Source organism: Mycobacterium europaeum (assembly GCF_002102155.1).
GTDB classification, from domain to species: Bacteria; Actinomycetota; Actinomycetes; order Mycobacteriales; family Mycobacteriaceae; genus Mycobacterium; species Mycobacterium europaeum.
Genome location: NZ_LQOU01000044.1, coordinates 13,345 through 27,054, shown reverse-complemented (window position 1 = coordinate 27,054; position 13,710 = coordinate 13,345). Strand labels below are relative to the sequence as shown.

Below are 13,710 nucleotides of genomic sequence, written 5' to 3'. Positions count from 1 at the left end.
CCTAGCGGGTGATGTCGCCGACGAGGTAGCGCTGCATCGTCGGGCCGATCGCGTCGACGAGCGCGTCGACCGACATCGAATGCAGCGGCTCGGAGCGGATGCCGTAGCGCATGATGCCCAGCCCCACCAACTGCGAGGCGCATAACGAGGCGCGCGTGGCGGCCTTGTCGGCCCCGAGCAACTTGAGCAGCGGGCCGAACACCGGCCCGACGAACATGCTCTGGACGGTTTCGGCGGTCTTGGCCATCCCGGTGGACGCGATGGCGCTCGCGGCGAACGGCCCGCCGCCGGCGGCGTCCCAGGTGGTGATCAGCATGCGCAGCGTTTGCCGGCCCACCTGATTGGCCCCGCCCGTCACGATCCGGTCGATGAATTCCGGTGTGCCGAAGGGCAACCGCAGCATCTTGGCCACCGGGTCGAGGAGCCCGCGCGACGGCTCTTCGCGACGGGACATGGTGCCAGGATCGCCGGAATCAGGCCAAAGATCAAGCGTGGGCGGCGTCGGCGCGCCTCAACGGCCGGCTCTTCGCGGCTTTCCTCACGCGGCGGGATTGGGGCGCACGAGGCGGTCGTGAACCAGTCGGTGCACGCTCGACCGGCGCGAAGCGTGCCGGATGGTGGGGGCGAGCACCGGCGGCATGGCCCGGCGGAATCGATTGGCGATCAGGCGGGTCAGGCCGGGATGGGTGCCCAGCGGTCGACTGACCAGGTCGGCACCGCAGGCGTACAGCCGCTCCTGGAAGAGGCCGTCGGCCAGCAGGTAGGACGCGACCACAACGCGCGCGTTGTTACGGCGAGCGTGGCGCCTCGCCTCGTCCACCGCCTCGGGCAGCTGCCGATCTCCGCTGGCCGCGAACGCCAGGCTCACTCGCGACCCGGTGAGCGCCGACACCAGCGTCGCGGTGGTGTGCAGGTCGGCGCGCGCTTTGACATCCGAGGTTCCCGCCGCCGCCAGGATCACCGAATCGCCGGGACGCCAGCCGCATTTGACCAATTGGTCGCCGACGATCCGGGCCAGCTGGCCACTGGGGCCCAGGGCCGGCGTGACGATGACGTCGGGATGCCCGCTGCGCCCGACGTGGGCCGGTAGGTCCGCGCGGACGTGGTAGCCGCGCGACAAGAACGCGGGCAGCACGACCGCAGGCCGGCCGGTGGCCCTCACCCGCGACAGCACCTCGCTGGGCGTGGGGCCCACCACGTCGACGAACGCGAGCTCCACCGGGCGTCCGATCAGCGAGCCCGCTTGTGCGGCAAGGTCTTCCGCCATCGACACACCCTCGGGCCGGCGGGTGCCGTGTGCGACCAGGATCAGCGTCATGGGACATCCGGCCGTTGATCGGTCGCGATCCGGTAGCCGCGCTTGACCACCGTCGCGATGATGTTCTTGTCGCCCAGGGCCGTTCGCAGACGCAGCACGGCCGTATCGACGGCGTGCGGGTCGTTGCTGTTGCCGGGCAGCGCGCGCAACAGATCGCCGCGGGCGACGACGTCGCCGGGGCGCTTCGCCAGCGCGCGCAGAATGCCCATGCCCGACGGTGACAGCACCTTGATCGAGCCGTCCACCAATACGCAGGTGCCGCGGATGTCGACCGTGTGGCCGGCCGCGCGGACCGTGCACGAGCCCAGCAGCGGCAGCTCCTCGGCGACGTGACGGGCCAAGGCGCCCAACCGCATTCGTTCCGGCGATGACGTCGGGATGCCTTTGCGGATCAGCGGCTTGGACGTCACCGGGCCGACGCACATCGCGTGCACGTCGCTGCGCAGGGCGCCCAGCAGTTGGTCCTCGACGTCGAGCTCGCGGCTGCGCTCGAGCACCGCCGCGGCCGCGGGCGCCGACGTGAAGGTGACCGCGTCGAACTGGCGCGCGGCGATGCCCGTCACGAGCTGATCGAACGTGCCGCCCAACGGCGTTGGCTTCCAGCGATATACCCGGACGGGCACCACCTGGGCGCCCGCCATGCGCAGCCCGCCGAGGAACTCCGGGAAGGGATCCCACGCGTCCGCGGCGCCGTGCAGCTGGACCGCCACCCGCAGCCCGTCCACGCCCGACTTGAGCAGGTATTCCAGCACTTCCTGGGATGACTCCGATTCCGGGGACCACTCCTCGTGCAGGCCTGCGGCGCGCAGCGCGCCGGTCGCCTTCGGTCCGCGCGAGACGACGCGGGCCGACGACAACGCGTGCAGGAGCGGGTTGACCAGCCCCCAGCCCTCGGCGGCGGCCAGCCACCCGCGGAAGCCGATGCCGGTGTGGGCGACCAGGATGTCGGGTGGTTCGGCGATCAACGCCTCGGTGTTACGGTGCAGTTCGTCGTCGTCGGGCAGCGCGATCATGTTGATCGCCGGCGCGCTGCACACCTCGGCGCCCTGGCGGCTGAGCAGGGCACACAGCTCCTCGGAGCGCCGCGCCGACGTCACCGCGATGCGGTAGCCCGTCAGCGGCTGGGAGTCCGGCTGGCCCATATCACCTGTGTATGCCCATCAGATTTCGGTTGCGTTACCTGGCAATTGCTTGCGCATTGCCCGCCATGAGGGTGGTCTCACATCCGGGCGGGCTCGGAGTGCGCTTGGGCGTCCGCTACGGACGCGCCCGTCGAGGCGGGCCGACGCACATACCTTCCCCAGGTCACGATGGCGGCCGAGACGTAGAAGGCCAAGAAGGCCGCGAACGCCAAGGTGTCGGTGCCGGTGCTGATGTAGGACTGCCGGAGTGCGAGGTTGATGCCCACACCGCCGAGCGCGCCGAACGCGGCGACGAATCCGATCACCGCGCTCGACGTGGCCTGCGACCATCGGCAACGATCGGCCTCGGGCATCTCGAGCCGACGACTACGCGCCTCGAAGACCGACGGAATCATCTTGTACACCGACCCGTTGCCGAGCCCGGCCAGAGCGAACAGGGCCATGAAGCCGCAGACGTAACCGACCATGGTGGCCGAGGTCGTGAGGCCTGGGGTGTGGTCGTCGTGAACGCTGATGGCGATGAGAAACGCGGTGACGATTCCCATCGTGGCCAGGACCGCCAGGGTGACGCGGCTGCCGCCGACCCGGTCGGCCAGCCGCCCGCCATAGATGCGGGCTATCGACCCCAGCGCCGGGCCGATGAACGCGAATTCGGCGGCGTGCAAAGAGGCTTGCGCGTGGCTCTGGCCGGTGCCGACGAAGTTGATCTGCAGCACCTGGCCGAAGGCGAACGAGAACCCGATCCAGGAGCCGAAGGTGCCCAGGTAGAGCATCGCGAGCAGCCAGGTGTCGCGCTCGAACAGGATCGAGCGCAGATGGCTGACGTCGTACGTGGCGTGCTCGAGATTGTCCATGTAATGGGCCGCTCCGATGGCGACGACCGTCAGCAGGACCAGGTAGAGCCCGCACACCCAATACGGTTGGCGGCGGCCGGCGATGGCGATGACCAAGAGCCCGACCAGCTGGATCATCGGCACGCCGAGGTTGCCGGCGCCGGCGTTGAAGCCGAGCGCGAAGCCCTTGCGCCGATGCGGGTAGAAGAAGTTGGTATTTGTCATCGATGCCGCGTAATTGGCGCCGCCCATTCCCGTGAGGGCGGCGCACACCAGATACGGCCACAGCGGCAGACCGGGGTGAGCCAGCAGCCAGATCGTGCCGGCGGTGGGCGCGACCAAGACCAGGATCGAAAACACCGTCCAGTTGCGCCCGCCGAAGGTGGCAATGCCAAGTGAATAGGGGATACGCAGGCAAGCGGCGACGAAGGTGGCCGTTGCGCCGAGGAGGAATTTGTCGGCGGCCGAAAAGCCGTAGACGCTCTGGGGCATGAACAGCGCCATCACCGGAAACAGGGTCCAGACGCCGAACGCAATGTGATCGCACGCGATGATCCAGAGCAGGTTGCGGCGAGCGATCTTCTTGTTGCCGGCCTCCCAGGCCACGGCGTCTTCTGGATCCCAATGCGTGATGCGGTGATCGCGGCTCATCCGATGGTCACCTTTCATCGACGGCATTCTTTCCGGGGTTTGGCACCGCGCCGTGCCGTCGGCCGGCGGCGCACTTGTCGCCGAGGCTTCGTGGATGTCAGCGTCACCCATCCTTCGCCGAGATCGCCTGGGAGCGTTGAGGTATGAAGCGGACGCTGAGCCACAGCCGGGTCGCGGACAGCCCCCAAGGCGGCGTGCATACGGCTCCTTCTCGTCAGGCTCCACTAGCCGGCGCATCCGGCTGACGACGGACCAGGAATCGGTGAGCTCAACCCGTGGGCCGGGAGAGTTGCGCGGAATCTGGCTGGCGACGCCACGTGGGCACCTCAAACCGAAGAGGCATGCCCCGCCGTAGTTTTCGATGCTCACATCAACGAGGGGAGCGGGTCAACTCGATTCGGGTGAAATCGCCTGTTAGTTGATTACCAGTTATCTGGCAAATCGCTGAAGAACGGTCGGGGCCGCAAAGACCCCTGGTCGGAGACGCTCTCGAGCGCCCAATGGGCGAGCGACGATATTCGCGCCCGCGCAGGTGAATTCGTCCCTGGCGTACGGTCATGTGTGAGCTGTAGAACACATCCTTGCCGCTCGAGGGGCAAACGTGCGTGGGTCGACCCGGCAATCGTGTGCGCCGTCACAAGGGCGAGCCCGTGGCACCGACCTGTGAGTGAACAACCACCGCAGCCCGAGGGCGCGACCAGTGCAGGCGCACCGACTGGCCGGGGCGCACCTGGGCGATCTTGTCGATGTCCACGTCGACGACCACGCCCACCACCGGGTAACCGCCGGTGACCGGGTGATCTGGTCCGAGGATCACCGGTAAACCGTTGGGCGGCACCTGAATTGCGCCGCGGGTGGTGCCCTCGCTGGGCAGCTGGCGGTCCGGGTAGCAGTACTGCAGGGGGCGGCCGGTCAAGCGCATCCCCACGCGGTCGCTGCGGTCGGAGGCCACCCAATGGTTGTGCACCAGGACATCCGGGTCGACGAACCAGTCGTCGCGCGGCCCGGGCACCACGGCCAGTTCGACCAGGTCGCCGGTGATCGCCGCCACCGGGGCCTGGTCCAGCTCGGGGTAGTCGGGGGTGTGCTCACCGACGGGAAGCTCGTCTCCCGCCCGCAGCGGCGCCGGGCCGATGGCCGACATCACGTCGTAGCTGCGCGAGCCCAGCACCGGCTCCACACCGATGCCACCGCGCACCGCCAGATAGGTCCGCAGCCCGGCGCGGGGCATGCCCAAGGCGATCACCTGGCCGTCGCGAACGTGTTGAATGCTGTTGGTGCCGAACCTGTTTCCGTCGACGGTCGGGTCAGTGTCGGCCCCCGTTACCGCGATGTCGACGTCGCCGCCCCGGACGCGGGCCGCGAAACCGCCGAACGTGACCTCGACGGTGGCGCGGTCACCGGGGTTGGCGACCAGCCGGTTGGCCAGTTGGTGCGCGCGCCGGTCGGCGGCCCCCGACCGGCTCACGCCCAGGTGGGCCAGCCCCGGCCGGCCCAGGTCCTGGACGACGGCGAGCGGTCCGGTGCGGAGGATCTCCAGGGTTGCCACGGCGGTCTCCTTACCTCAGACGGCCCGGAACTGGACCCACATGCCCTGCGTCAGCAGCGCCGGTGCGGGCCGTGCGAGGTCCCACATGACCGCGTCGGTGCGGCCGATCAGCTGCCAGCCGCCCGGCGACCGGCGCGGGTATACCGCGCTGAATTCGCCGGCCAGACCGACCGAGCCGGCGGGCACCGACGTGCGCGGCTCCGAGCGGCGCGGCACCTGTAGGCGCGGATCCCCGTCGACCAGATACGCGAAGCCCGGGGCGAACCCGCTGAATCCGACCCTCCAGAGCGAACCGGTGTGGGCGTCGATCACCTGCGCGATGGTCAGTCCGGTGTGCCCGGCCACCTCGGCGAGGTCCGGGCCGTCGTAGACGACGTCGATGACCACGTCGGCGCGGCGAGGCGCAGCGGTGTCCTGCTCGGCGGTGACCCGCATCTTGCGCAGTCGCTGACGGACCACGCCTTGGTGGCGCGGCCCGTCGAGCCTCACCAGCACCGTGCGGGCCGCCGGGACGATGTCGACCACGCCGGGCAACGCCGCGGCCCGCAACTGCGCCGCCCATGCCAGCACCTCGGCGGTGCCGCCGCATTGCAGCATCAGCGCGCTGTCGCCGAAGTCCAGAACCGTGTTGCCGACCAGTTCCGTCGGCAGCTCCTTGGCCATGTTGCCGGTAAGGTCCGTCACGCTCATTACTCGACGGTAACCGCACGATCGTGGGCCGGGCGAGGGGCGAGCGTCGGATTTTCGAACACTGCCAGAGCTGCCTTAGCAAACACTCAAACGCCGCTGGCGCGGCGGGCATCTAACCGAGGATTTTGGCCAGTTGCGGGGGCAGCTGGTCGGCGACCAAGGGGTAGCTCAACGGCGAGGAGAACGCGATTGCGCCGGCCTGCTCCTTCGTGGTGAAGATGTGCCGGTTCTGCGCGGTGGCCTGGGACGCCGCCACGTCGGGGTCGGCGAGCAACGCCTTCTGGTCGTCGGGGCTCTCGGTCGTCCAGATGACCACGTCGGCGGAGTCGAGCACCGCTATGACGTGATCGCGCGGGATGACGGCGCGGTGGTCGCTGCCGAAGGGCTTGATGCTGTCGGCGATCACCAACCCCATCTGGTTGAGGAAGTCGGTGCGCCAGCCCGCCATGGTCGCGACGACGGTCCCCTGCCAGAGCGTGCCCTCCATCAGCAACGCCTTCTTGCCCGTCCAGTTCGGGTGTTCCCTGGCGACGGCGGTGAATCTCTGGTCGACGCCGTCGATCAGCGATTTCATCTGGTCGGCCTGAAACACGGCCCGGCCGATGACGGTGGCCTGCTGCTTCCACGGCTCGAAGAAGGCGTCGCCGTCCGACTGCGGCACGGTCGGGGCGATCGCGGAGAGCTTCTGATAGGTGTCGGCGTCCACCCCGGCGTTGGTGGCCACGATCAGGTCCGGTTTGAGCCCCGCGATCTGGTCGACCGGGATGCCGTTGTCGAGGCTCAGCACCACCGGCTGGGCGCCGCCGAGTTTGGGCTGTGCCCACGGCCACACCGCGAACGGCTGATCACCGAACCAGTTGGTCACGGCGATCGGCACGACGCCGACCGCGAGCAGGTCGTCCTGCTCGGTGTAACCGGCGCTGACCACGCGCTTGGGGGGCTCCTTGATCACGGTCTGACCGAAGAGGTGGTCGATCGTCACGGATTTGCCGCCGCCCGTGCCCGGGGACGGTTTGCGCGACGAGCACGCCGCCGGGGAGCCGGCGACCGCAGCGACGGCCGCAGCCGCTGCGAGCTGCAAGAATCCCCGTCGATTCCAACCCTGTGGCATCGCGTGAGATTATCGCGTTCCGCGCTCGCGACGACATCGCCGCGCGGTTGCGCCGCTCAGCCCAGCGGCATGCCGGCGTCCAGGAAGTCCAGGGCGCGATAGATGGTGTCGGAGGTCTTCGGCGCGCTGTCGTAGGCGGCCATCATGGCGCCGACCATCGCGCCGACGTACACGCGGACCTCGAAATCGGTTGCGGGACGGCCGATCCGGCGACCGATCGCCTCCGCCATGACGTTGACGGTGCGGTGGTACTCGTCGTAGAGGGCGGCCTTGAGCTCGGGTATCGAGAAGATCAGCCGCTGCCGGGTGTTCTCGAACTCCTGCTGCTCGGGCGTCAGGCCGGCCATCGTCGTTGCGTAGGCGCGGCGGATCGCCTGGCTCGGCGACAAGTCGGGTGGCTGGGCGTCGAACGCCGCCAGGATCAGCGGGTCGAGGTCGTCGGCGAGCAGCAACGACTCCTTGGAGCCGAAGTAGCGGAAGAACGTGCTGGGCGACACCTCGGCGGCCTCGGCGATCTGTTCGATGGTGGTGGCGGCGTAGCCGTTCGCGTCGAACAGGCGGAACGCCTCGCGGCGGAGGGCATGGCGGGTTTTGATCTTCTTGCGTTCGCGCAGCCCCAGGAGCTGATCGGTCGCCGGCATGCGGCAATTCTCCCGCACTCGGGGGGTAAAAAGTTCTGACAAGCGACGAACCGCCGTTGCGAGATCCACGTATCGCCGACGTAACTGCGCCCACGCGGCCCGGTAACAGTCCCTTCTTAACGTCGGGGCGTGACTACGACGACCACGCCAGAGTCGACCGCTCCCGTCCTCGCCCCCGCGCGTCCGCAGCACCCGAGTCATCGGGGCGGGCACTGGATCGACGATTGGCGGCCCGAAGACCCCGCGTTCTGGGAGGCGACCGGCAAGCCGATCGCCCGGCGCAACCTGATCTTCTCCATCTTCGCCGAGCACGTCGGGTTCAGCGTGTGGATGTTGTGGAGCATCGTGGTGGTCCAGATGACCGCCGGTTCCCACGGGCACCCGTCCGCGTCCGGTTGGGCGCTGACCGCCAGCCAGGCGCTGTGCCTGGTCGCCGTGCCCAGCGGAGTCGGCGCCTTCCTGCGCCTGCCCTACACCTTCGCGGTGCCGCTCTTCGGCGGGCGCAACTGGACGACCATTTCGGCGGCGCTGCTGCTGATTCCGTGCGTCCTGCTGGCCTGGGCGGTCAGCCATCCGGGCCTGTCGTTCGCGGTGCTGGTGGCGATCGCGGCCACCGCCGGCTTCGGTGGCGGCAACTTCGCCTCGTCGATGGCCAACATCTCGTTCTTCTACCCGGAGAAGGACAAGGGCTGGGCGCTGGGCCTCAACGCGGCCGGCGGCAACATCGGCGTCGCGGTGGTGCAGAAGATCATCCCGCCCATCGTGGTCGCCGGCGGGGGCGTGGCGCTGTCGCGGGCCGGCCTCTTCTACATCCCGCTGGCCGTGGTGGCCGCAGTGTGCGCGTTTGGATTCATGAACAACCTGTCCGAAGCGAAGGCCGACGTGAAGCCGGTGTGGCAGTCGCTGCGGCATCCCGACACCTGGGTCATGTCGCTGCTGTACATCGGCACGTTCGGATCGTTCATCGGCTACTCGGCGGCCTTCCCGACGCTGCTCAAGACCGTGTTCGGCCGGGGCGACATCGCGTTGACGTGGGCTTTCCTCGGCGCGGGCATCGGCTCGGTCATCCGGCCCCTGGGCGGGAAGCTGGCCGACCGGATCGGCGGCGCCCGGATCACCGCCGTCAGTTTCGTCATGCTCGCCGTGGGCGCCGCGGCGGCGCTGTGGTCGGTCAACGCCAAAAGCCTGCCGGTGTTCTTCGCCAGCTTCATGTTCTTGTTCGTCGCGACCGGCATCGGCAACGGCTCGACCTACCGGATGATCTCGAGGATCTTCGTGATCAAGGGCGAGCTCGCCGGTGGCGACCCGGACACCATGGTGCACATGCGCCGCCAGGCGGCGGGCGCGCTGGGCGTGATCTCGTCGATCGGCGCCTTCGGCGGCTTCATCGTGCCGCTGGCGTACGCCTGGTCGAGGTCGCACTTCGGCAGCATCGAGCCCGCGCTGCGGTTCTACGTGGCCTTCTTCCTGGTCCTGCTCGCGGTCACCTGGCACTGCTACCTGCGGAAGAAGAGCCCCTACCAGGCGCCAGCGCGGGTCGGGGTGTAGCCGGATTCAGCGTGACGGCTTCTGCCTGCCGCCGTATCCGTCCCAAGGGGAGTAGTCCGCGATCAGGTCCTCCTGCGCCGGGCGCTGGTCGGCCGGCACGTGCTGCAGGTTGATCCGGATCCGGTACCAGATCGAACTCGGTCCCCGCATCCCGTCGACCAGCACGTCGGCCGGCTGCAGCAGGGCCGCCGCGGCGGGGTGGCGGCCGCGCCAGGTGTCCAGCGCGGCCAGCGCCTCGTCCTTGGTCTTGGTGCGGGCGATCTCGATGAGCGGCATCACCGACCGGCGCCGGCCGTCGGCCGTGCCGGATCCCTTCGGCGCGCGCTCGGGTGGCCCCATCTCCTCGGCCAGCGCAAGCAGGCGGTCGAGCTCGCCGACGGCGTCGTCCATCCCCGCCCAGGGGTCACCCATGGCGGCGAACCGCCCGGGCACGGTGTCGATGGTGAACTCCTCGGGGCGGCGCTCGGTGACTTCGTCCCAGAACAGCGGCGTGGACACCCGGGCGTCCGGCGTCGCCCGCACCGAGTACGCCGACGCCACCGTGCGGTCCTTGGCGTTCTGGTTGAAGTCGACGAACACCCCTTCGCGCTCTTCCTTCCACCAGCGGCTGGTCGCGGCGTCGGGCACTCGGCGCTCGACCTCCCGGGCGACGGTCTGGGCGGCCAGGCGCACCTGCCGGAATTCCCAGCGCGGCGCGATCCGGGCATAGATGTGAAAGCCGCGCGAGCCCGACGTCTTCGGCCACGCGACCAGGCCGTAGTCCTCCAGCACCTCGCGGGCCACCAGCGCCACGTCGACGATCCGCCGCCAGTCGACCCCGGGCATCGGGTCCAGGTCGACCCGCAGCTCGTCGGGATGCTCGAGGTCGTCGGCCAGCACGGGGTGCGGGTTGAGGTCGACGCAGCCCAGGTTGACCGCCCACGCCAGGCCGGCGGCGTCGTGGATGACGGCTTCGGCGGCCGACGTGCCGCGCGCGTAGCGCAATTCGGCGACGTCCACCCAGTCGGGCCGGTTCTTCGGGGCGCGCTTCTGGAACACCGCCTCCTCGGAAATGCCCTTGACGAAGCGCTTCAGGATCATCGGCCGGCCGGCCACGCCGCGCAGGGCCCCCTCGGCCACCGACAGGTAGTAGCGAACCAGGTCGAGCTTGGTGTGCGCTCCCGAGCCGCGGTGGGCGTCGAACACCACCTTGTCCGGGTGGGTGATCGTGACCGTGCGCCCGGCCACCTCCAGCGAAACCGGGCCCATGTTCATCATCGTAAGTCGATGGGTACTTACCCCTCGGAATGCGACGGACGTCACATAGGGTGGGATTCATGCCTAATCTGATTGGCCTGCCTGGGCAGGCGGTTGCCAAGGTTCAGCAGTACCTGGAACGCGGGTCAGCCGAATTGCACTACGTGCGCAAGATCTTCGAGGCGGGCGCCTTCCGGCTGGAGCCGCCGCTGAACTACGCCGCGATGGCCAACGACATCTACAAGTGGGGCGAGTTCGGCATGCTGCCCTCCCTCAACGCCCGGCGCCACCCCGACCGGGCCGCGTGCATCGACGAGGAGGGCGAGTTCACCTTCGCCCAACTCGACGAGGCCGCCCACGCGGTGGCGAACGGCCTGCTGGAGATGGGTGTCAAGGGCGGCGACGGGGTGGCGATCCTGGCGCGCAACACCCGCTGGTTCCTGATCGCCAACTACGGCGCCGCCCGGGTGGGTGCCCGCATCATCCTGCTCAACAGCGAATTCTCCGGCCCGCAGATCAAGGAGGTGTCGGAGCGCGAGGGCGCCAAGCTCATCATCTACGACGACGAGTACACCAAGGCCGTCAGCAAAGCCGAGCCGGAACTGGGCAAGCTGCGCGCGCTGGGCACCAACCCCGATGCGGATGAGCCGTCCGGCAGCACCGACGAGACGCTGGCCGACCTGATCGAGCGCAGCAGCAAAGAACCCGCCCCGAAGGCGTCCAAGCACGCGTCGATCATCATCCTCACCAGCGGCACCACCGGCACCCCCAAGGGCGCGAACCGCAGCACCCCGCCGACCCTGGCGCCGGTCGGCGGCATCCTCTCGCACGTTCCGTTCAAGGCCAACGAGGTGACCTCGTTGCCCGCCCCGATGTTCCACGCGCTGGGCTACCTGCACGGCACCATCGCGATGTTCCTGGGCTCGACCCTGGTGCTGCGCCGCAAGTTCAAGCCACCGCACGTGCTCGAAGACATCGAGAAGTACAAGGTGACCGCCATGGTGGTGGTGCCGGTGATGCTGTCGCGGATCCTGGACGCGATCGAGAAGATGGACAAAAAGCCCGACCTGTCCAGCCTGAGGATCGTCTTCATCTCCGGATCGCAGCTGGGCGCCGAGCTGGCCAGCCGCGCGCTGAAGGATCTGGGCCCGGTCATCTACAACATGTACGGCTCCACCGAGATCGCGTTCGCGACCATCGCCGGACCGCAGGATCTGGAACGCAACGCGGCGACCGTCGGACCGGTGGTCAAGGGTGTCAAGGTCAAGATCCTCGACGACAACGGCAAGGAGAAGCCGCAAGGCGAGGTCGGCCGGATCTTCGTCGGCAACGCGTTCCCGTTCCAGGGCTACACCGGCGGCGGCCACAAGCAGATCATCGAAGGCCTGATGTCCTCGGGTGATGTCGGGTATTTCGACGAGCACGGCCTGCTGTACGTCAGCGGCCGCGACGACGAGATGATCGTCTCCGGCGGGGAAAACGTCTTCCCCGCCGAGGTCGAGGACCTCATCAGCGGGCACCCGGAGGTGGTCGAGGCGACCGCGATCGGCGTCGAAGACAAGGAATGGGGCCACCGGCTGCGGGCCTTCGTGGTGAAGAAGGACGGCTCCGACGTCGACGAGGACACCATCAAGCACTACGTCCGCGACCACCTGGCGCGCTACAAGGTGCCACGTGAGGTGGTCTTCCTCGACGAACTGCCGCGCAACCCGACCGGCAAGATCCTCAAGCGCGAGCTGCGCGAGATGGAGGTCGACTAGCCCGGCGTCAGCGCCGGTCTTTGATGGCCCGGGTGATCTGTGCCGCGAGTTTCGGGTCGACCAGCAGCTGGTCGATGAGCGCGGTGAGAACCTCTTGGCCGGTCACCCGGGCGACGCCCAGCCGGTCGGCGGCCTCCCGCTGCCAGATGTCCAGGGCACGGTGGGTGGCCGCCGGCAGGTCGACGGTGCGCCGCGTCCGCTGAACCCGTCCCGCCTGGTTGGTTGCCGGCGGGCTGACCATCCGCTGCGGGGACTGCTGGCCGAGCCCGGTCAGGCGCTCGGTCGGCGCGGCATCTCCCGCCGCGGCGCCCGACTGCGCGGGGCCCCGGAAGCCTCCGACGCCGGGTCCGATGTGGCTGCGGTTGAAGTTCACTGCGGCGGTCGTCCTCCGATGAGTGGCCGATCAGTAAATCAGCGCTCGAATGTGTCAATACTGATTCTTCCACCGTCTACGGCGTAAGTCGCGTGACCGGGCCGCCGCCCGGCCGCCCCGGCGGCGGTCCCGCCGCCGGGGGATTTCGGCAGCAAATCACTGTTAGTAGCTGGATGCCGCGGCGCATAAGGGGGCTCATTGCGGCGTGCGGGAAAATGACGAGAATTCTGCACCGACTAATTCAGCCAATATGCGGGTACGCGGCCGCGTAAGCCAGTATTTCAGTAAAGCCTTTTCTAGCAGGATATATCCGTGGGCTGCGCGGATCAGTATCGCGCAGTTTCCTGAAATCAGAGGTTCAGTAAATAAGATAATTCCGGGCCTGGATGAGTGCGCGCAATAGCGTTGTTACATAATTCACAGCGCAATTTCAGTGTAGTTTGGTTGTTTGCCGGGAAACTCCTAGCTAACGTTTTTCCTGTCGGTATCAAATTCTGGAAGGGGCCCTGCGATGACGAACTCTTCGCGATCGCTCCGCCGCGCGGCCGCAAGCGCGGCCGGTGCGTCGGCCATGGCCGCAGCGCTGCTGTTCGGCGGCGGCGCCGTCGCCCAGGCGGCTCCCGCACCGGGAACCGGCAACAGCTTCACCACCGCCGGCCCGCACGGGGCGCCCGGTGGGCCCGGAATCCTTCCCGACCGTCCAGGAGGGGGTCATGGCGGATGGGGCGGTGGCCACGGATGGAACGGGGGGCACCGTGGCCAGGGTTGGGGGAACCGCGGATTCTGGGCCCCCGGGCACTGGTGGAACTGGTGGTGGTGAACCAGCCTCCCCGTGTTAGCCGGCCAGCCTCGACGTGC

Annotated in this window: 13 protein-coding genes; 3 read left to right on the top strand and 10 right to left on the bottom strand. The window is 68.6% G+C overall.

Annotation, left to right across the window (positions count from 1 at the left end; all coding sequences use genetic code 11):
* Nucleotide 1: 1 nt before the first annotated feature.
* The 8 genes from AWC03_RS20630 to AWC03_RS20595 form a co-directional block, all read right to left on the bottom strand.
* On the bottom strand, nucleotides 2-454 hold the full coding sequence (locus tag AWC03_RS20630; protein WP_085242573.1) for a TetR/AcrR family transcriptional regulator: 453 nt from the start codon (nucleotides 452-454) through the stop codon (nucleotides 2-4).
* Between the two features lie 84 nt (nucleotides 455-538).
* Nucleotides 539-1,318 (bottom strand): sirohydrochlorin chelatase, encoded by a 780-nt coding sequence (locus AWC03_RS20625; protein ID WP_085242572.1) that lies wholly within the window; start codon nucleotides 1,316-1,318, stop codon nucleotides 539-541.
* The gene (locus AWC03_RS20620; RefSeq protein WP_085242571.1) at nucleotides 1,315-2,460 is read right to left on the bottom strand and encodes a uroporphyrinogen-III synthase; all 1,146 of its coding nucleotides are present in this window, start codon (nucleotides 2,458-2,460) and stop codon (nucleotides 1,315-1,317) included. The genes AWC03_RS20625 and AWC03_RS20620 overlap by 4 nt, the downstream gene beginning before the upstream one ends.
* 77 nt (nucleotides 2,461-2,537) lie before the next feature.
* Complete coding sequence (locus tag AWC03_RS20615; protein WP_085242570.1) at nucleotides 2,538-3,944, bottom strand: nitrate/nitrite transporter; 1,407 nt, start codon at nucleotides 3,942-3,944, stop codon at nucleotides 2,538-2,540.
* Nucleotides 3,945-4,578: 634 nt separating this feature from the next.
* Nucleotides 4,579-5,493 carry a 5-oxoprolinase/urea amidolyase family protein gene (locus AWC03_RS20610; RefSeq protein ID WP_085242569.1) on the bottom strand — a complete coding sequence of 305 codons (915 nt, stop codon included), beginning with the start codon at nucleotides 5,491-5,493 and terminating at the stop codon, nucleotides 4,579-4,581.
* Nucleotides 5,494-5,508: 15 nt separating this feature from the next.
* Nucleotides 5,509-6,183, bottom strand: a complete 675-nt coding sequence (locus AWC03_RS20605; protein ID WP_085242568.1) for a 5-oxoprolinase subunit B family protein — start codon at nucleotides 6,181-6,183, stop codon at nucleotides 5,509-5,511.
* Nucleotides 6,184-6,295: 112 nt separating this feature from the next.
* Nucleotides 6,296-7,294 carry an ABC transporter substrate-binding protein gene (locus tag AWC03_RS20600; protein WP_085242567.1) on the bottom strand — a complete coding sequence of 333 codons (999 nt, stop codon included), beginning with the start codon at nucleotides 7,292-7,294 and terminating at the stop codon, nucleotides 6,296-6,298.
* A gap of 56 nt (nucleotides 7,295-7,350) precedes the next feature.
* Nucleotides 7,351-7,935: an acyl-CoA-like ligand-binding transcription factor gene (locus AWC03_RS20595; protein WP_085242566.1), complete on the bottom strand. Its 585-nt coding sequence runs from the start codon at nucleotides 7,933-7,935 to the stop codon at nucleotides 7,351-7,353.
* Between the two features lie 129 nt (nucleotides 7,936-8,064).
* Between AWC03_RS20595 and AWC03_RS20590 the strand changes: the two genes are divergently transcribed.
* Nucleotides 8,065-9,483 (top strand): MFS transporter, encoded by a 1,419-nt coding sequence (locus tag AWC03_RS20590; protein ID WP_085242565.1) that lies wholly within the window; start codon nucleotides 8,065-8,067, stop codon nucleotides 9,481-9,483.
* 6 nt (nucleotides 9,484-9,489) lie between these two features.
* Here AWC03_RS20590 and AWC03_RS20585 read toward each other — a convergent pair whose 3' ends face one another.
* The gene (locus AWC03_RS20585) at nucleotides 9,490-10,740 is read right to left on the bottom strand and encodes a DNA polymerase domain-containing protein (RefSeq protein ID WP_420845687.1); all 1,251 of its coding nucleotides are present in this window, start codon (nucleotides 10,738-10,740) and stop codon (nucleotides 9,490-9,492) included.
* A 59-nt stretch (nucleotides 10,741-10,799) separates the two neighbouring features.
* On the opposite strand from AWC03_RS20585, the gene fadD2 reads away from it, so the two are divergent.
* Nucleotides 10,800-12,479, top strand: a complete 1,680-nt coding sequence (fadD2, locus tag AWC03_RS20580; RefSeq protein ID WP_085242597.1) for a long-chain-fatty-acid--CoA ligase FadD2 — start codon at nucleotides 10,800-10,802, stop codon at nucleotides 12,477-12,479.
* 7 nt (nucleotides 12,480-12,486) lie between these two features.
* Here the strand turns inward: fadD2 and AWC03_RS20575 are convergent, their stop codons facing one another.
* The gene (locus AWC03_RS20575) at nucleotides 12,487-12,852 is read right to left on the bottom strand and encodes an ATPase (protein ID WP_085242564.1); all 366 of its coding nucleotides are present in this window, start codon (nucleotides 12,850-12,852) and stop codon (nucleotides 12,487-12,489) included.
* 511 nt (nucleotides 12,853-13,363) lie between these two features.
* Here AWC03_RS20575 and AWC03_RS20570 point away from each other — a divergent pair.
* Nucleotides 13,364-13,672 (top strand): hypothetical protein, encoded by a 309-nt coding sequence (locus tag AWC03_RS20570; protein ID WP_085242563.1) that lies wholly within the window; start codon nucleotides 13,364-13,366, stop codon nucleotides 13,670-13,672.
* Nucleotides 13,673-13,710: the final 38 nt, after the last annotated feature.